This is a genomic window from Arsenophonus endosymbiont of Crataerina pallida, from assembly GCF_964020125.1.
GTDB classification, from domain to species: Bacteria; Pseudomonadota; Gammaproteobacteria; order Enterobacterales; family Enterobacteriaceae; genus Arsenophonus; species Arsenophonus nilaparvatae.
Window position 1 is genome coordinate 3183256 of the sequence record NZ_OZ026540.1, and the last position, 19729, is coordinate 3202984.

The following is a 19729-nucleotide window of genomic DNA, read 5'->3' on the forward strand; positions in this document are numbered from 1 at the left end:
TAAACATGATATATAACGTAGTATTGCGACCACTTGCATTGATCCGTCCATCTGAAGAGGTCAACATTGAACATGTAGAAATATTAGTAGAGGAGATTATTCACTGTCAGAGATGGATAACGGCTGTCCCAATAGAAAAACAAACTGGGATTATTATGGATGGTAATCATCGATATTGTGCTGCATATCAGTTAGGTCTAGCATGTCTTCCTTGTGTCATGCTTGATTATACCTATGAATGTGTAAGTGTTTACCACTGGTGTAACGGTGAGCCTTTTTGCCCTGAAAAAATTAGAGAACATATTGTAAGTAAAGGGAAAATATTTCCATATAAAACTACCAGACATCTATTTTCTCCAGAACTTCCTGTTGTTGATTTTAGTATTCAGCAGTTGCAAAACATGCCCGTTACATATTCTTAAATACATTAAGGTAATGGCTGTTATAAATGCTGACAGTGAAAAAGCGCTGTCAACATTTATAAGTAAAACTATATATCACCAACCTCAATGACTAGTTTGTTGCCTGACCTAAAGATGGAAAAGAGGTTATTTTACTAAATGTTTACTATTTATATTAAATAATTAAAGCATTCAGTTATAGACATAACAGTTGCTCAAAATTAATTTTTTCAAAAGAGTCTACTCGTAAATCTGCACCCACTAAATTGTCTTTTGACGATATACCACCAGAAAAAATATTCGCGCTATTTAATGCTGTAATTCCTGCTTGTGAATCTTCAAAACCAATCGCTTCATTAGGTAATACATCGATTAAATTGGCCGCTGTTAAAAAAATCTCTGGATCCGGCTTACCTTTAGATAAAGAGTGAGGATCAACAATTACATTAAAATAATCTTTAATATTCAGTTGCTCGAGGATCATTGTGGCATTTTTAGAAGCGGAGGCTATCGCACAAGGTATTTTCTTTTTTTTGGCTTGCTTAATATAAGGCAATACCCCAGGCAAGATATTTTTTTCTGTCAGTTTACTGAGTGATTTTACATAGTAATCATTTTTACTGTCCATCAGGGCATTTTTTTCTGCCACACTAAAAACATCGGCTTTATTACCATAATGCAAAATTTTCTCCAATGACTCAATTCTGCTTATTCCCTTCAAAGTTTCATTAAAGGTCGCATCAAAATCAATATCGATTTGTTTAGCCAAATATTGCCAAGCTTTAAAATGATAAAAAGCGGTATCGACAATAACACCATCAAGATCGAAGATCATGCCCTTCTTCATGCAACTACCTCATTTTTATAAACAACATTAGCAATTTTACCGGCAGAAATCCGATACTGCTGCTCACCCACCTGTATCTCAGTATCCTGATCACATCCAATTGATAATTGTTCTCGAGTGATAAAAAATTGGTAATTAATGCCTAAATGGCACAGCTTAAATTGGAGATGCTGCCAATGAGTAGGTAATGAAGGATTGATTTTCAATAACGGTTGACGAATATCTACCCCACCGTATGTCATAATTGTCATATTGAGGGTGGCCGCCATTACGCCAGTATGAATACCTTCTGAGGTCGTTCCACCCTGAATATCTTGATAATCAGAAAATAAAGCGTCTTGATATAATTGCCAAGATAAAGCTGACGATTTAATATTCTCAGCCAAAGACGCATGAACAACACGAGATAGTGTCGAGCCGTGGGAAGTGCGAGAAAAATAATAATTGAAATTTTTTTCTACATAATTATCAGACGCAGGATAATTCATTTTCTCTAATAATGAACTAACAACATCTTGGTTAAAGTTATTAAATATCATTAATAAATCTGGCTGTTTGGCAATCTTATAATTATCGGCTAATTTCCCTTCAGCGCGTAGGATTCTATCTAACCTATAAATATTACCGTATTTATTGCGATATTTTTGCCAATCAATTTCTTCAAGGGCAAAATAACCATCAAATTGCCCGATAATATTTTGCTCATTAATTGACAACGCTAAGTTTTCTTTAATGGTTTTTAGTTGCTGCCAGAAATCATTATCGATATTAACTTGATTTAAGATATTATTTAAATCCTGTTTTGACAAAGATAAAACTATCAGATCAATTTGATTAAATAACTATGCCACCATTAAATTAGTGTAAGCATTATCCTGCAAACCGGCTTCTTTATTACCTAAACTATATTCATGAAATTCATCTGGCCCCATAACGCCACCAATATGATATCGATTAGTAGTCGCATCCCAGACTGTTTTACTCAGCCAAAACTTGGCAATCTCAATTAATAATTCCAACCCAAAATCGATCATAAATGGCTTATCGCCAGTATTTAACCAATATAGCCAAACATTATAAGCAATGCTTAAAGAAATATGACACTGTAAGTGACTATGATCAGGATCCCATTGTCCTGTCAGCGGATTTATATGTAAGGTTTGCGTCTGCTCACTACCATCATGACCTGATTGCCAAGGAAACATAGCACCTTGAAAACCAGCTTGCTGAGCGGCATGTTTTGCAGCCGGCAACCGCCGATAACGGTACATTAATAATTGGCAAGCGGTTGTCGGAAAATGCATAATATAAAATGGCAGAATAAATATTTCATCCCAAAAAATATGCCCTCGATAAGCTTCTCCATGCAAACCTCTAGCAGTAACAGAAACATCTAATTTATGTTTACCATTCGTTAATGGGGAGCAAGAAGCTAATAGATGGTAGGTATGTAAACGCAGTAGTTTTTGCGTCATCATATCACCAGCAATGACAATATCGCTTTCCCGCCAAAGCGTTTGCCAGGCAAGCTGACTCTCTGCTAACTGGGCAGCAAAATCAGGCAACTGCCATGAATTTACCTGCTGCCAATCTTGATTAAAAACAGTAGAAATAGCGATCGCCACATTTTTCTCTAACCGATAACAGTTACCTTGTTGAGCAGAAAAAACCACCTGTTGAACAATACTATTTTCATTTATCCTATTTTCGACATTATTTGGCGCAAAAAAATCACCGCTAATTTCTGTCGAAACGCCAATCCCGATTTGACTTTGAAAGGTTTGCGCTAATAAATAAGTTTTATGCTTATCAACACTTAAATCTTTTATTTGATAATGAGAGGAATTGAGTGAACGGTAGCGTTCAACACCATAATTAAACGTTCCACCATCTGTTTTGCTACAAATGGTGATTTGATCAGAAAAATTTAAAGGACAAAATTGATATTCAATACTATAGTGCGTCATTCTTGCCATATTAGTAAATTTTCGACAATCTATTTTTAAGCGACGGCCTTCTTGATCTTCAATTTGTAATTCACTAGATAAAATTCCTGTCATTAAATCTAATCGACGATAAAGAGAAATAACTTTAAAATCCGTAAGATTAACAAATTTACCTTGGCCAATACGTAACGAGATATATTGTGCATTGGGTGCATTAACGAAATCTTCATTATGAACTTGGTGGCCATTTATTACAGAAATAGCTTGATTATAAAGCCCTGCAAGATAAGTTGCCGGATAGGTATCATCACTGATTACCATTTCAGGTAATGTCCCGCGTAACCCTAAATATCCATTTGCTACGGTCAATAAGGACTCAGTGGTATATTCCGCTTTGCCTGGATTATAACCGCAATAATCAATGCTCCAAGTTATTGTTTGTTGTTTCTCTGCTAAGGCATGTTTTAATGTCTCTTCACATTCATCAACTAAAACTTCTGTTCGAATAAAGGGGACATTGAATATTTCAGAGAAACATTTCTCCATATCAACAACATCATCATTAGCAATTTTGATACAAAATGGCGAATAAAATGCTAACGCATCTCCTTTTAATATTCCCCCTTGAATATTGGGAAAATCTAATTTAATTTGTTTAATTAATTCTAATAACTCTAATATATTAATTTTCTGATAGGTTATCGGATAAATTTTCTTATTCATTTTGGCTTGGTAAACCACTAATTCTTGTGGTTTAAAAACAACATGCAAATAATTCATATTCAAATTCACTATTAAAAATGTATTAGTCAAATAATCCTTTAATCAGAAATAAGCGTACCTTTTCGCTGTTGGTAACGGTAAATTACTATCGTCAATATGATTGGAACAACAATAGCAATGATTGTCGCAAATGAATAAACTAACCAATAAATCGGTTGGATAGAAAGAATACCAGGCAATCCCCCCACACCGATACCGTTTGAAAGTACGCCAAAAGCGCCACAGATAAAACCGGCAAAAGCAGAACCTACCATGGCGCAAAGCAAGGGAAAACGATAATAAAGATTAACACTATAAAGCGCAGGCTCAGTAACGCCTAGATAAGCGGAAATTGCAGCCGGAATAGTCACTTCTCGTTCATTTTCTTTACGGCTAATAATAATAATGCCCACCACAGCAGAAGCTTGTGCAATATTGGAAAGCGCAATTATCGGCCAAATTGGCGTTCCACCCTGCGCTTGCATTATCTGCAGATCTATAGCCAACGTAGTATGATGAACGCCACTGATTACTAATAGAGGATAGGTAAAGCCAAAAATAGCGGAGCCAATTGAGGCAAAACCACCGAACATAACAAATCTGACTACTTCTGCAATTTGGTTACCTATCATTCGCCCTATTGGACCGAGTATTGCATGCGCAACAAAAACAGAGATGCTCAAGGTAACAATCGGCACAATCACAAATTTCAAATAACCAGGAACATAACGACGTATAAATATTTCAAACCAACCTAAAAATAAGCCAGCAAAAATAGCGGGAATAACTTGAGCCTGATAGCCTACTTTTTGGATAGTAAATAGACCAAAATCCCAAACAGCAGGTAACTGACTACCTAAATTATAGGCATTCATTAATTGTGGCGAGACTAATGTAATTCCCAGAATAATACCTAGTATTGGTGTTCCGCCTATTTTTTTACTGTTGACCAGCAAATTGCTACCGGTAAAAAATGAAAAATAGCCTCACAAGGCAACCAGAGAAAATCATAAATCGGTTTTAGTGTAGGATAAAATGCCATTAATGGCTTATTGTTTACTATTAGCATTTCACCTAAAACATTCCTCAAGCCTAACAACAAACCGCCACAAATTAGCGCAGGCAGCAATGGGAAGAAAATTTCAGCTAGATTAGTAATTAACCGCGTCCAAAGTTTTGTCTTTTTTTTAATCGCTATTTTGGGCGCTTTTTTATCGTCATCACCTGTTGAGATATCAAATTGTTGTTGAATTGCTTTATAATATTTGTCTACATTGGTACCAATAACAATTTGTAATTGCCCTGCTTGATTAAAACAACCTTTAACTTCTGGTAGTTTTTTTAAATCCTCTATATTTACCTTTTCTGGTTCATGTAAAACAAAACGTAATCGAGTCAAACAGTGGGTAAAACTATTTACATTATTTTTGCCACCAATCGTAGAAATAATATTGTTAATATGAATATGATTTATTATGATTTTTTTTAACATAATTTTAATGATTTTGTATTTTTACATAATAAAATATAAAATATCTCATCAATAATCATATTACATAGAGATCAATCACAAAAATAGACATAAAATCAATTGAATACATTTTTTTGAAAATTTATTATTTATGTTGAAAATATAATGGTAATTTCCACGATTTTAATAAGTATTGGCTATTATTATTTTTGTTTAAAATAAATATAACTTATTATGTAAATTTACTTTGATAATAAATTTTTTATTCTAAAAATTAGAATAAAAAACACTTAATGATTTTATATCATTAAATTTTTAATAGCTATTTTTAATAAAAATATTTTTTTAAACTAAAATAAAATTCATCTTAATCACTATATTTAAATGTATAGATTGAAATTTTACTCAATTGTATCTAAAAATGTTATTACTTGGTTTCAATTATTTTAATAACGTTTAACGTTGATCATTTTTTTGTGCTTATTTAATATTTTTAATAAACTGTTTATACATATCTAATTAATATAAAATTTTAATGTATTAAAAGTTGAAATAAATTTACAGTTAAATGACAAATGTTATTTGAAAGATTTTTATTTGTATATCAATTATAGCAAAAATTACTTCTATTTTTGTGGCAAATATTTTTATTCGATGCTTATCACAAAATATATTAATAATTATTATAAAATAAGAAAACATTTATATTATATATGATAAATATTTTTTTATTTAAAGCAGAAAAATAAAAGGTAGGGAATTAATATGCCTTATAAAAAAAAGTTATGTTTATTTCATTTGACGCCATAGCAGTTTCAGGAATTACAGTTGAAGCAACAAAATTAGCATGTTATTTAAATAATCGAGGTTTTGAATCCTTTATTGATTTAGGTTATGACATAAAGATTGATAAAGGAAATTTTGCCAAACCCTATTCATGTTATGAAAAATCAATTTTTGATAAGCATTTTAAATTAGTGCGAATTAATGATATATATTTGTTAAAAAATTACACGGTTGAATTTATCGATAAAGTAAATAATATTTTAATTAATGGAACTACAAAAGCGAATTTAATAGAAAAAATAATCTGCTGGAACAGGTAAATATTGTTACGAATGCATTATCTGAATTAATCTTTAATACATGGAATAAATTAGAGATCACTCATCTTGTTATTGAAAATGGAACATTGCCTGAGAATATTATCTATACTAAAGCGCCCTATAAAAGTATAGAAAAATATGGTTTACAAAAAAATCTAGCATGTTTTGTATTATGGCGAGATCATGATCTAATGTGGAACAGCGAAACATTATCAAAAAAATATGGTCAAGAGCCTTGGTATTATGCAATAAAACCTATTAAATCAAAATATATAAAATATGTTACTTTAAATGATTCATTAGCCAAAAAGCTAAAAGATTGGAGTAATCAAGATATCAATATTGATGTTATGCGTAATACTTATTTATTTAATAATAATCATAATAAAATGAATATAAGAGATAGATTTAACATATCGAAAGATGATTTTTTAATCGCTAGAACGACTAGAATCATTCCTGAAAAAAAATTAGAAAGAGATATTTATCTAGTAAGAAAGCTTAATGATTTATATATAAAAAAAAATAAATCATGCTCTATATATTTAATTATTGCTGGTGATGAAAAAGAAAACAGTGATTATTCAAATTATCTAAGACAATACATAAAAAAACTAGAAATAGAGAATTTTATAAAATTTTCTGGCCCGCTGCAGCATGACTTTATCGAAAATGAAAACAATAAGCCGACTATTCAAGATCTCTATTACTCCAGCGATATGGTTTCATTCTTAACATCATATGATTATGACAGTTATGGTAATCCAATAGGAGAAGCAATTAGTCATAAGCGCTGTTATATATCCACAAGTTACGAATATTATCATGAAGTTTATGGACAACATGGTTTTAAAACTGAATTAATGAATATTTCACCAAAAAAAAGATGGACTACCGGACGACGATTTTATCCATCGAGTTTATAATTTAATTAATGATCGAAATCAGACAGCTGCGTTAGTGAAACATAATTTTAATATAGGAAAAAATTTATTATCTAATCAGATAATAAATAAAATATTTAATATCTAGTATTAAAAATTAGATTTTATAACCTTTAATATGGATAATTTATGCGTAGAGAAACCTTTATATCTATTGTATTCCCTTTTTATAATGAAAGTGAACGATTAGAAAGTGTCATAGAATCAATTTATAATCAAAAATTTAAGTATAAGCTATTTGATCTTAGTAATACTGAATTAATTTTTGTAGACAATAATTCAACCGATAATTCTGTTAACAAAATTATTACTTGCCAAAATAAATATCACAACCTTGATATTCACATTATTAATGAAAAAATTCAAGGTGTTTCTTCAGCAAGAAAAAAAGGGATGGATTATGCCTCCCAACGAGCTGAAAAACGGCGTGTTCAATTTGGCAATCAACAAAAACATTATATTGTATCAGCTGACGCTGATTGTATTGTAGACCAATATTGGCTTGATGAACTTATCTACACAATGATCACACAAGATGGTGATTTAGGTACTTGTAATTATTTTTATGAGAAAAATGACTTTATCGAGCGGCCTAACTTATATAAAGAAATAGATAAAACCTTACGCTGCCGTGATTTTTCATTTTCCTTATTTGGTGGCTTTCCCGATGGAAAAGGATTTGCTGTTGAAAAAAATATGTATGATATTGTTGGCGGTATTGAAATATTTTACCAATTACAAAATGGTAAATTTGTCGAACATTTATCTGACGATTGGGATTTTGGTATAAAAGTTATTGCTTATGGTGGAAAACCGGTATATTCACCAAAATCATATGTAAAAATTAATAGTAGGAGAGTCGATACCTTATTATACGATGTTATTAATGGTATCGCCTATGGCGAAAATGGCGTCATTACAATGAAAGATGTAAGGCCACTAGACCATCAATTAACTCATTATCAAGATTTAACCGCGAGTGATGCACAGCAGGCCTGATTTTATTCAATAAAAGATTATATTCCGAAAAACATTATATTACCGACACTATTAAATCCTAATATTTTAATTCACAACCAACAAGTTATTAATTTTTTACACCTGATGTTGCTCAGCACAACCGTCAGATAAAATCTTTTCAGCTACCTCAGGTGAATTGATACGATTAGTGCAAATTAAGGGGATTGATATTTTTCCCATCAATTTTTTAGTGACCCAAGTAAAGCCTGCTCTTGGTACCATCATTGCAATCGTCGGGATCTTTGATTCATGCCAGCCAATACCTGTACTAATCATCGATGCGCCTGCATTTTCGATTGCTTTTGCTAAAAGCTCAATCTCACCCCAATTGGAGCCTTTTTGAATTAAATCAAGCATAGATAGCCGGTAGATAATAATGAAATTATTCCCTACCTGTTGCCGAGCAGCTTTAATGACTTCAATTGGAAAGCGGATCCGATTTTGATAACTACCGCCCCATAAATCATCACGATGATTAGTATATCGGGTAATAAACTGGTTAATTAGATAACCCTCTGAACCCATAATTTCTATACCATCATAACCCGCTTGCAAAGCAAGTTCGGCGCAATTGGCATAGTCTTCAATTGTTTGCAAAATTGCAGTATCACTGAGTGATTTAGGCAAAAAGGGATTAATACTAGCTTGTAATGCACTAGGTGCAACTAGATCTGGATGGTAGCTATAGCGGCCAGCGTGCAGGATCTGTAAGGCAATTTTTCCCCCCGCTTGATGAACCGCATGAGTAATTTTTTTATGGTGAAAAATTTGTTTCTTACTAATTAGGGTTGCCCCATGTTTGGTTAGGCTGCCAGAGTGATTAGGGGCGATGCCGCCGGTAATAATTAATCCAATATTATTTTTTGCCCTGTCTGCATAGAACTTTGCTAACCTAACACTAGCTTGAGGATGCTCTTCTAGCCCAGTATGCATAGAGCCCATAATTACTCTGTTTTTTAATTGGGTGTAACCTAAGTCTAATGGCTTAAATAGATGAGGAAAGAGATGCATATCCATTTTCCTTATGATGGGTTCTTAGTATTGGATTATTGTTTTACTTAATAGCCAATTGCAACGCAAATTGTAGAAACATTATCTTAATTTAACCTATATTAATAGTTGAAAGACTATATTATTATTAATAAATTGTGATTTTTATCATATTTACCGATGTATTGTTTTATAATTATTAAATTGCCGTAAAGTCCTACACTAAATAGTTAGGATATAAATAACGTTGTAAAAGTCTAAAAATGCAATTTTCATTCTTTTGGTAGTTAAATGTTATTAATTTTAGTGTAGGGTCACATTTGAATGATAGGAGATTTGATAGAATTGTGCTTCTTCATAGATCTATTTTCACATAATGATATCAATTGAATTTTTACAGGATAGTTATAAACCACATATTTAGTAAGCATGGTTGTATAATTTTAACATATTGATTTAGAAAAGTTATTTATAGTAATCGACAATTTTTTGTATTCACTTTACTTACGGTCGTTGGGAGTAGACTATAAAATAGTTATATTATTGTGTTTATTTATATGTATAAGATTTTTGAGACTTAGCTAAAATTTAAGTAAACAAAAATTAGTATAGTGAAGAATTAACCAAAATAGTTTTAGAAGATATTTGGTAGTTCTTTCTTATTTTGTTTTAGTGATAATATTTTTAATGATTAAGTTTATCCTGATTATGTTGAGGTATTGTTGGGTTTTGGATGAGCAAGATAAAACTAAAAAGCCGTGGCAATTTATAAATATATAGGTGGTTATAAGAAGGGTAATGGCTCTAATCGAAAAATAAAGAACAAAAAAAATTAATGCTAAAATATGATGAGCATCTGTAGAAATATAATCCGGATGAGTAATAGTTCATTTTTCATATAAAATTAATTATATTCTATATTAACAATAGAATTTTTATCTTTAATTAAATCTATAATATGAGGATGAATATAATACTTAGTATTTGGTGTTTAATCCATAAATCAAAGAAGGTAATGTTATAACAAGAAATTTATTTCACAACCTTTTGTTATAAACTTCATTAAATTTAAAAGTCTTGTAATGTACAATAGTAAAATAAAATTTATATTATAATTTGCTAATTGTAATGTATATATTCTAGTTATTTATTTTTTTATTTAAATGCACTAAGAATTATTAATTTTACAATATCACAATTTCTATTTTTTAAAAATGTAAAATATATGTATTTTTATACAGTTTATTGTAAGTGGTTAAATATGATAAATTTTTAAATTTTAAAAATTTCATTATTATTCTTATAAATGATTGCAAATTGATGATAAGTAAACAATAAATGAAAAAAAGGTATGTGACATTTTATTATTTATAAGAAGTAATAACAATTGATAGGGAGAAGTTATATGTAGCTATATTAGGATAAAATAAAAGTTTACATTATATATTATTACATTGAGAATTCTAAAAATATAAAAATTATTGAGCTGATTATTTATATGTTTTGAGTTGTTTTTTTAATAAAATTTTGCTTCTATCTAATTTTTTATAGAGAAGATAATATGTTTTTCGTAAAAAATTTATTTTTATCAGATTTTCATATAGGAGATAATATGTTTTTCTCAAAAAGAGTTGAGCAATTTATAACTATTGCCCAAAAAGGAACATTTAAAGAAGCGGCAGATGAGTTATGTATATCTCCTTCTGCCCTTAGTAAGGGAATGAAGGAAATAGAGGGGCAGTTAGGTGTTCAACTTTTTCAACACTCAGGAAGAGGAGCAAAATTAACTTCTAATGGGGAAAAATTATATCAAGAATTATTCCCTCATTATCAGGATGTAAGTGCTACAACAAAAAAATTAATGTTAGGTTTTTCTAGTAAAAAAAAGTCTGTTATTAATATAGCGACAGATGATGCTTATTTTCCTGATCTGGCCTCAATAATATCAAAAATAGATTCAATTGAATCGGGAATTCTTGTTGATATTAAGAAGTATTCTAATCATTTAATATCAGATATTATATGTCGTATTCAGGCAGATATTTTTATTGGTTCAAGAGAAGAGGAGAATTTACCTGCTAATATTGAAAGTCTATCACTATGTTCTAAGTTAGAATTAGGTGCAGCTGAAAATATTATAAATCACTACAAAGATAAAGATAAAGATAAAGATAAAGATAAAGATAAAGATAAAATGGAATTACTACTTAATAATAATATTATACAAACAGAAAGTATGTTGTTATCGAAAGGTTTTGAGAGAATAAAAAATATATTAATGGATAAGCATAAGAAGAATATAATTTCAGTTCCAAGTATTGATGATGTTTTTCATATATTAGGTGATGGAAAAGGTATTTCGTTTATTCCTAAATCCAATAAAAATATATCATTAGGTAAGCAACATAAAGTTAATTTCGCTATCCCTCCTGCCCCTTTCAATATCGAAGTTCGAGGAAAATTATATTACAAGACTGAAAAAAAAGAATCTTTACAATGGCTTATAAATTTAATATGTGATTAATATGATGTAATAAACACCAGGGAATCTAATATTAAACCAAAAATATATAATATAGCAGTTTTTCTGTATCAAGTTTTATTTTAAAGTTATGTTCTGGTTTTATTTATTACATGATATTTATTGTTTCATTGAGCGATGCCTATTAGATTTTAAATAATATCAATTTTAATTTGATTATCACTTTAATAAATGATTCAATTGCTTTTGTTATTCTAATGATTTATAAATATATTATATTCAAATATAATAATGGATTAATCTTTTTATTTTAATTGCTATTTATTAGGGATGTTATTTCGTGTGACTTTTAATATAATAATTTTAAAATGTTGTAAGGTGAATTTTATTAATAATGAAATGTGGAAATTATTTTAAAATAATTTAGTGTTTACATGATTCTCATTAAGTATGGTAATTTAAATAATTATTATTTTTCTCCACGACTCATATTATTGGTATTTGAAAAAAACTTTTGCTAGTAAAAATATATTTTTTAAATTGCTTATGAAAACATTAATTTTTTATCCGATAAATAAACTACTGTTTAAATGATTTTTATACTTTAAAGGTGTTAATAAATTTATTATTGAGTAATTTTAAAGCTACTATTCTTCATCAACTATAGCGATATCGCATAGCAGTGATAAGCAGAATAGCTTGATTATGGAGCTTGATCACTGCAGTCGAACTTCTGGTTTATTAATTTAACCTAAACTTTCCGCTACTGACAAATAATCAGTATAAATTTGAGGTGAGCCGGAGAAGGATGCAAATTGCTTCCACTCTTTATACATAAGTTTAGTATCCTGATGCGCGCGCGCAAAATGATCAGCTTCATCAGTGGCTATATCTGGTTTGGGATAAAATAGATTAAGTGCTGCAAGACTTTCAATCTCCATCATTACGATATATTGATCCAGGCGATTTCCGCGTTCACCTTTTAACAGGTGAAATTTCCAGCCGGGATAATCCTCTATTCGATGATGGTTTTCAGCAATAAAAGTTTCAAATGTTTCTGCCTTAATCCCAGGTCGTAGTGCTAGGTTGTGGATCCCTATTATTCTGGCGATAGGCTCTTGGTTAGGTAGTTCCTGATAGCGTGGGCCATAACAGACGGTACTTTTTTTATTTTCAGCGAGTAGTTGATAATCAGTGTAAATAGTTGGAATTTCACTAAAAGTACCATAACGTTGCCATTCGGAAAGAATATCATGTATTTTTGGTGGTTGTTGCTGCCAGAATTGATTGGCTAATTCTGTTTTATTGCCGTTACTAGATTGATAGCGATTACGATGTTCTGTGCTTTCTATTTCAAACAGCATCAGGTATTGTCCAACCCGCTCGCCACGGAGACCACGCAATAGCGTCCAACGCCAGCTAGGATAGCATGGAATATAGACACCTTTTTGGCGAACGAAGGTTTCGAATTGCGCGGGTGTGATACCAGCCTCGGTATCGATTGCAATGTAATAAAGACTGAAAACGGGTAAGGGTGAGTTATATTTTCTTTCCATTAATGATTTCCTTACATTTTTGCCGCAGATAGCCGGCTATGGCACTTGCCTGATATTATGTCATTGGCCATCTAGTGCGATGCTGATTGCAAATAATAGGGTGGCCATCGAGGAGTATCGGTTGCTACTTATTAATAACGGGTTTTATACATCTGTCGCGATAATGACGTTATCATGTCTGTAAGCCATGCCGAAAAATGTGGCATCAAATAAATAGTGTTTATTTTTTTATTAAGCAATGTTAACAAAATTGGGTGTTAATAATGGATTCAACTAATATCGCCGCTTCTTTAGTTAAAAAAACCCTGTTATTATCAATAGAAATAAGTTTTCTATGCTGTAATGTTGTTAGTGCATTATTAATAGTTTTGTTTGTAAAAAAACTTTCCCCATCAAATTTTGCTTTATAAACATTATCATCTACTGGGATCAAGCTAGATAATGCCATTTTAAAAGCATTTATTCTTTTTTGATTGTTTGAAAAACCTCTAATAGAGTGGCAAGGTAGTTGGCTTTTATTAATAGATTCTTTGTATTGTTTATAGTTTGTTATATTTATCATTTCAGAGGAGATAGATTTTGAGCTGCCACCTAAGCCAATCGCTATCTCTGGATACTGTTTATTAAGATCAGTAATAAGGCTTTTCCATTTTTCAGGGTAAGTATTTTTTTTATAAAAATACATGGTCGGGTGTTCGTTATATTCCATGGTGAGATATTGATCTATTAAATCACGCATTTGATACTGTTTTCCTAAACTGGGTATCGATCTATCTGCGACAGTAATTATTTTTTTCTGCCACAAACTATCTCTCTCTCCCGATACGCCGGTTCTGGTTTCCATAAACTCTTTCATATGTAATTTAGTGCAAACAACATGCGAAATATTGAGTTTTTTTATTATTTCCATATCGTTTTTTACATCATCAACAGTTTGACCGAATAAACCATAAATGAGGTCAACGCTAATCAATTCAAAACCTAATGCATTAGCATCTGCAATAGTTTTAAAACATTCTTTTGCAGTATGTTTTCTGCCACATGCTTTAATTAAATGATCCTGAAATGATTGTGTACCAAAGGATAATTTAGAAAAACCTAGTTCTTTCAGTAACGATAAGTATTCTTTATTAAGACTACCAGGCTCTCCTTCAAATCGCATGGTAGTGGATGAAAAATTAAAATTATTTTTATAAAAATTTATTAATCTTTTTAATTCGCTATCGGGCAGAAGAGAGGGAGTACCGCCAAATATATTAAATTCACCGATGTTTACATTAGCAAGATTTGGTACTTGCTTTAGCCAAAGAGTGGCTTCTTTTATATTAAGGTCAACGATTTCTTTAAATAAACTGTCAGATTTTGCTGACTTAGGGTTCACTATAATAGTGGGAAATTGACAAAAATGGCATCGATAACGACAAGTTGGAATATAAACCCAGAGATGAATATTTCCTGCCTTTTTTATTTCCTTATTCATATCATCATAAAATGAGGTTAAGGGATAATTGTCGATATCACCTGGAAAAATATGACAACCAAAAGGATCTTTAATCACATATTCAAGTAAATAAGGATCTCTATAATAGAATTAATGAGATCAAAAATGAAACCAGTATTATTGATTTCAAACCGATACATTCTTATAAAACACCCGCATTCAGACTTTATTTTGAATTCAAAGATGAGATATTCAACTCACTTCGTCATCATGTAGATGAAGACATAGGCTACCCACCACCACTTCCTGCCTGTTTTAATGCTATTGATAATAAAGATTTTAATAGATTTGTTTATTATTTTTGTGAGGATAGAGAATCAGGAGAAGCACACAATTATTTTGCTAATGGTGGAGTATTCTAATGCGAGATACCTATATTGCTTCTCTTAATGATATTGATGAAAAATATCCTAGACCAAATATATGCAATATTTTAAGTAAAAAAGAAAATACAGATTTACTTGAATATGTGATTAAAGATCCTTTTGGTTGTCATATTTTTCCAGGTGATATCGACAATTATCCCTTAACCTCATTTTATGATGATATGAATAAGGAAATAAAAAAGGCAGGAAATATTCATCTCTGGGTTTATATTCCAACTTGTCGTTATCGATGCCATTTTTGTCAATTTCCCACTATTATAGTGAACCCTAAGTCAGCAAAATCTGACAGTTTATTTAAAGAAATCGTTGACCTTAATATAAAAGAAGCCACTCTTTGGCTAAAGCAAGTACCAAATCTTGCTAATGTAAACATCGGTGAATTTAATATATTTGGCGGTACTCCCTCTCTTCTGCCCGATAGCGAATTAAAAAGATTAATAAATTTTTATAAAAATAATTTTAATTTTTCATCCACTACCATGCGATTTGAAGGAGAGCCTGGTAGTCTTAATAAAGAATACTTATCGTTACTGAAAGAACTAGGTTTTTCTAAATTATCCTTTGGTACACAATCATTTCAGGATCATTTAATTAAAGCATGTGGCAGAAAACATACTGCAAAAGAATGTTTTAAAACTATTGCAGATGCTAATGCATTAGGTTTTGAATTGATTAGCGTTGACCTCATTTATGGTTTATTCGGTCAAACTGTTGATGATGTAAAAAACGATATGGAAATAATAAAAAAACTCAATATTTCGCATGTTGTTTGCACTAAATTACATATGAAAGAGTTTATGGAAACCAGAACCGGCGTATCGGGAGAGAGAGATAGTTTGTGGCAGAAAAAAATAATTACTGTCGCAGATAGATCGATACCCAGTTTAGGAAAACAGTATCAAATGCGTGATTTAATAGATCAATATCTCACCATGGAATATAACGAACACCCGACCATGTATTTTTATAAAAAAAATACTTACCCTGAAAAATGGAAAAGCCTTATTACTGATCTTAATAAACAGTATCCAGAGATAGCGATTGGCTTAGGTGGCAGCTCAAAATCTATCTCCTCTGAAATGATAAATATAACAAACTATAAACAATACAAAGAATCTATTAATAAAAGCCAACTACCTTGCCACTCTATTAGAGGTTTTTCAAACAATCAAAAAAGAATAAATGCTTTTAAAATGGCATTATCTAGCTTGATCCCAGTAGATGATAATGTTTATAAAGCAAAATTTGATGGGGAAAGTTTTTTTACAAACAAAACTATTAATAATGCACTAACAACATTACAGCATAGAAAACTTATTTCTATTGATAATAACAGGGTTTTTTTAACTAAAGAAGCGGCGATATTAGTTGAATCCATTATTAACACCCAATTTTGTTAACATTGCTTAATAAAAAAAATAAACACTATTTATTTGATGCCACATTTTTCGGCATGGCTTACAGACATGATAACGTCATTATCGCGACAGATGTATAAAACCCGTTATTAATAAGTAGCAACCGATACTCCGCGATGGCCACCCTATTATTTGCAATCAGCATCGCACTAGATGGCCAATGACATAATATCAGGCAAGTGCCATAGCCGGCTATCTGCGGCAAAAATGTAAGGAAATCATTAATGGAAAGAAAATATAACTCACCCTTACCCGTTTTCAGTCTTTATTACATTGCAATCGATACCGAGGCTGGTATCACACCCGCGCAATTCGAAACCTTCGTTCGCCAAAAAGGTGTCTATATTCCATGCTATCCTAGCTGGCGTTGGACGCTATTGCGTGGTCTCCGTGGCGAGCGGGTTGGACAATACCTGATGCTGTTTGAAATAGAAAGCACAGAACATCGTAATCGCTATCAATCTAGTAACGGCAATAAAACAGAATTAGCCAATCAATTCTGGCAGCAACAACCACCAAAAATACATGATATTCTTTCCGAATGGCAACGTTATGGTACTTTTAGTGAAATTCCAACTATTTACACTGATTATCAACTACTCGCTGAAAATAAAAAAAGTACCGTCTGTTATGGCCCACGCTATCAGGAACTACCTAACCAAGAGCCTATCGCCAGAATAATAGGGATCCACAACCTAGCACTACGACCTGGGATTAAGGCAGAAACATTTGAAACTTTTATTGCTGAAAACCATCATCGAATAGAGGATTATCCCGGCTGGAAATTTCGCCTGTTAAAAGGTGAACGCGGAAATCGCCTGGATCAATATATCGTAATGATGGAGATTGAAAGTCTTGCAGCACTTAATCTATTTTATCCCAAACCAGATATAGCCACTGATGAAGCTGATCATTTTGCGCGCGCGCATCAGGATACTAAACTTATGTATAAAGAGTGGAAGCAATTTGCATCCTTCTCCGGCTCACCTCAAATTTATACTGATTATTTGTCAGTAGCGGAAAGTTTAGGTTAAATTAATAAACCAGAAGTTCGACTGCAGTGATCAAGCTCCATAATCAAGCTATTCTGCTTATCACTGCTATGCGATATCGCTATAGTTGATGAAGAATAGTAGCTTTAAAATTACTCAATAATAAATTTATTAACACCTTTAAAGTATAAAAATCATTTAAACAGTAGTTTATTTATCGGATAAAAAATTAATGTTTTCATAAGCAATTTAAAAAATATATTTTTACTAGCAAAAGTTTTTTTCAAATACCAATAATATGAGTCGTGGAGAAAAATAATAATTATTTAAATTACCATACTTAATGAGAATCATGTAAACACTAAATTATTTTAAAATAATTTCCACATTTCATTATTAATAAAATTCACCTTACAACATTTTAAAATTATTATATTAAAAGTCACACGAAATAACATCCCTAATAAATAGCAATTAAAATAAAAAGATTAATCCATTATTATATTTGAATATAATATATTTATAAATCATTAGAATAACAAAAGCAATTGAATCATTTATTAAAGTGATAATCAAATTAAAATTGATATTATTTAAAATCTAATAGGCATCGCTCAATGAAACAATAAATATCATGTAATAAATAAAACCAGAACATAACTTTAAAATAAAACTTGATACAGAAAAACTGCTATATTATATATTTTTGGTTTAATATTAGATTCCCTGGTGTTTATTACATCATATTAATCACATATTAAATTTATAAGCCATTGTAAAGATTCTTTTTTTTCAGTCTTGTAATATAATTTTCCTCGAACTTCGATATTGAAAGGGGCAGGAGGGATAGCGAAATTAACTTTATGTTGCTTACCTAATGATATATTTTTATTGGATTTAGGAATAAACGAAATACCTTTTCCATCACCTAATATATGAAAAACATCATCAATACTTGGAACTGAAATTATATTCTTCTTATGCTTATCCATTAATATATTTTTTATTCTCTCAAAACCTTTCGATAACAACATACTTTCTGTTTGTATAATATTATTATTAAGTAGTAATTCCATTTTATCTTTATCTTTATCTTTATCTTTATCTTTATCTTTATCTTTATCTTTATCTTTATCTTTATCTTTATCTTTATCTTTATCTTTATCTTTGTAGTGATTTATAATATTTTCAGCTGCACCTAATTCTAACTTAGAACATAGTGATAGACTTTCAATATTAGCAGGTAAATTCTCCTCTTCTCTTGAACCAATAAAAATATCTGCCTGAATACGACATATAATATCTGATATTAAATGATTAGAATACTTCTTAATATCAACAAGAATTCCCGATTCAATTGAATCTATTTTTGATATTATTGAGGCCAGATCAGGAAAATAAGCATCATCTGTCGCTATATTAATAACAGACTTTTTTTTACTAGAAAAACCTAACATTAATTTTTTTGTTGTAGCACTTACATCCTGATAATGAGGGAATAATTCTTGATATAATTTTTCCCCATTAGAAGTTAATTTTGCTCCTCTTCCTGAGTGTTGAAAAAGTTGAACACCTAACTGCCCCTCTATTTCCTTCATTCCCTTACTAAGGGCAGAAGGAGATATACATAACTCATCTGCCGCTTCTTTAAATGTTCCTTTTTGGGCAATAGTTATAAATTGCTCAACTCTTTTTGAGAAAAACATATTATCTCCTATATGAAAATCTGATAAAAATAAATTTTTTACGAAAAACATATTATCTTCTCTATAAAAAATTAGATAGAAGCAAAATTTTATTAAAAAAACAACTCAAAACATATAAATAATCAGCTCAATAATTTTTATATTTTTAGAATTCTCAATGTAATAATATATAATGTAAACTTTTATTTTATCCTAATATAG

11 protein-coding genes and 3 pseudogenes are annotated in these 19729 nt (G+C 30.6%); 7 read left to right on the forward strand and 7 right to left on the reverse strand.

Translation table 11 applies throughout. The features are described from left to right. The first annotated feature begins 5 nt into the window (after positions 1-5). A complete protein-coding gene (locus tag AACL31_RS16955; protein WP_310511643.1) occupies positions 6-422 on the forward strand; it encodes a transcriptional regulator in 417 nt (138 codons plus the stop codon). A 175-nt stretch (positions 423-597) separates the two neighbouring features. Here AACL31_RS16955 and pgmB read toward each other — a convergent pair whose 3' ends face one another. From pgmB to treB, 3 genes and pseudogenes are all read right to left on the reverse strand, one after another. Next, positions 598-1248, reverse strand: coding sequence for a beta-phosphoglucomutase (gene pgmB, locus AACL31_RS16960; protein WP_310511642.1), 651 nt, complete (start codon positions 1246-1248; stop codon positions 598-600). Continuing rightward, positions 1245-3974 (reverse strand): annotated as a pseudogene (locus tag AACL31_RS16970) (glycoside hydrolase family 65 protein). The gene pgmB and the pseudogene AACL31_RS16970 overlap by 4 nt, the downstream one beginning before the upstream one ends. A gap of 41 nt (positions 3975-4015) precedes the next feature. Then, a pseudogene (treB, locus tag AACL31_RS16975) lies at positions 4016-5448 on the reverse strand (PTS trehalose transporter subunit IIBC). Positions 5449-6212: 764 nt separating this feature from the next. Here treB and AACL31_RS16980 point away from each other — a divergent pair. The 3 genes from AACL31_RS16980 to AACL31_RS16990 all read left to right on the forward strand — a co-directional run bounded on the left by AACL31_RS16980 (position 6213) and on the right by AACL31_RS16990 (position 8476). Beyond that, entirely contained in the window at positions 6213-6533 is a 321-nt protein-coding gene (locus AACL31_RS16980; protein ID WP_310511640.1) for a hypothetical protein, read from the forward strand. An 86-nt stretch (positions 6534-6619) separates the two neighbouring features. Further along, entirely contained in the window at positions 6620-7459 is an 840-nt protein-coding gene (locus tag AACL31_RS16985) for a hypothetical protein (protein ID WP_310511639.1), read from the forward strand. 147 nt (positions 7460-7606) lie between these two features. Further along, on the forward strand, positions 7607-8476 hold the full coding sequence (locus AACL31_RS16990) for a glycosyltransferase family A protein (protein WP_310511638.1): 870 nt from the start codon (positions 7607-7609) through the stop codon (positions 8474-8476). Between the two features lie 111 nt (positions 8477-8587). On the opposite strand, the pseudogene AACL31_RS16995 reads toward AACL31_RS16990, so the two are convergent. Further along, positions 8588-9508, reverse strand: a pseudogene (locus AACL31_RS16995) (2,4-dienoyl-CoA reductase FMN-binding domain-containing protein); the annotation flags it as partial. Positions 9509-11099: 1591 nt separating this feature from the next. Between AACL31_RS16995 and AACL31_RS17000 the strand changes: the two are divergent. Beyond that, positions 11100-12011: a LysR family transcriptional regulator gene (locus AACL31_RS17000; RefSeq protein ID WP_339053434.1), complete on the forward strand. Its 912-nt coding sequence runs from the start codon at positions 11100-11102 to the stop codon at positions 12009-12011. A 704-nt stretch (positions 12012-12715) separates the two neighbouring features. Here AACL31_RS17000 and AACL31_RS17005 read toward each other — a convergent pair. Together AACL31_RS17005 and AACL31_RS17010 are read right to left on the reverse strand one after the other, a co-directional pair. Continuing rightward, positions 12716-13525 carry a hypothetical protein gene (locus AACL31_RS17005; RefSeq protein ID WP_339053435.1) on the reverse strand — a complete coding sequence of 270 codons (810 nt, stop codon included), beginning with the start codon at positions 13523-13525 and terminating at the stop codon, positions 12716-12718. Positions 13526-13766: 241 nt separating this feature from the next. Next, a complete protein-coding gene (locus AACL31_RS17010) occupies positions 13767-15083 on the reverse strand; it encodes a radical SAM protein (RefSeq protein ID WP_339053436.1) in 1317 nt (438 codons plus the stop codon). 304 nt (positions 15084-15387) lie between these two features. Here AACL31_RS17010 and AACL31_RS17015 point away from each other — a divergent pair, with 304 nt between their 5' ends. Both AACL31_RS17015 and AACL31_RS17020 read left to right on the forward strand, forming a co-directional pair. Beyond that, entirely contained in the window at positions 15388-16812 is a 1425-nt protein-coding gene (locus tag AACL31_RS17015) for a radical SAM protein (RefSeq protein ID WP_339053437.1), read from the forward strand. Positions 16813-17054: 242 nt separating this feature from the next. Further along, positions 17055-17864, forward strand: a complete 810-nt coding sequence (locus tag AACL31_RS17020) for a hypothetical protein (protein ID WP_310511635.1) — start codon at positions 17055-17057, stop codon at positions 17862-17864. Positions 17865-18568: 704 nt separating this feature from the next. Here the strand turns inward: AACL31_RS17020 and AACL31_RS17025 are convergent. After that, the gene (locus tag AACL31_RS17025) at positions 18569-19528 is read right to left on the reverse strand and encodes a LysR family transcriptional regulator (protein ID WP_339053438.1); all 960 of its coding nucleotides are present in this window, start codon (positions 19526-19528) and stop codon (positions 18569-18571) included. Between the last annotated feature and the right edge of the window lie 201 nt (positions 19529-19729).

Excerpts from the sequence above, each read along its gene's own strand:
- AACL31_RS16955 (WP_310511643.1), top strand. The coding sequence starts at position 6 with ATGATATATAACGTAGTATTGCGACCACTTGCATTGATCCGTCCATCT.
- pgmB (WP_310511642.1), bottom strand. The coding sequence starts at position 1,248 with ATGAAGAAGGGCATGATCTTCGATCTTGATGGTGTTATTGTCGATACC.
- AACL31_RS16980 (WP_310511640.1), top strand. The coding sequence starts at position 6,213 with ATGTTTATTTCATTTGACGCCATAGCAGTTTCAGGAATTACAGTTGAA.
- AACL31_RS16990 (WP_310511638.1), top strand. The coding sequence starts at position 7,607 with ATGCGTAGAGAAACCTTTATATCTATTGTATTCCCTTTTTATAATGAA.
- AACL31_RS17000 (WP_339053434.1), top strand. The coding sequence starts at position 11,100 with ATGTTTTTCTCAAAAAGAGTTGAGCAATTTATAACTATTGCCCAAAAA.
- AACL31_RS17005 (WP_339053435.1), bottom strand. The coding sequence starts at position 13,525 with ATGGAAAGAAAATATAACTCACCCTTACCCGTTTTCAGTCTTTATTAC.
- AACL31_RS17015 (WP_339053437.1), top strand. The coding sequence starts at position 15,388 with ATGCGAGATACCTATATTGCTTCTCTTAATGATATTGATGAAAAATAT.
- AACL31_RS17020 (WP_310511635.1), top strand. The coding sequence starts at position 17,055 with ATGGAAAGAAAATATAACTCACCCTTACCCGTTTTCAGTCTTTATTAC.
- AACL31_RS17025 (WP_339053438.1), bottom strand. The coding sequence starts at position 19,528 with ATGTTTTTCTCAAAAAGAGTTGAGCAATTTATAACTATTGCCCAAAAA.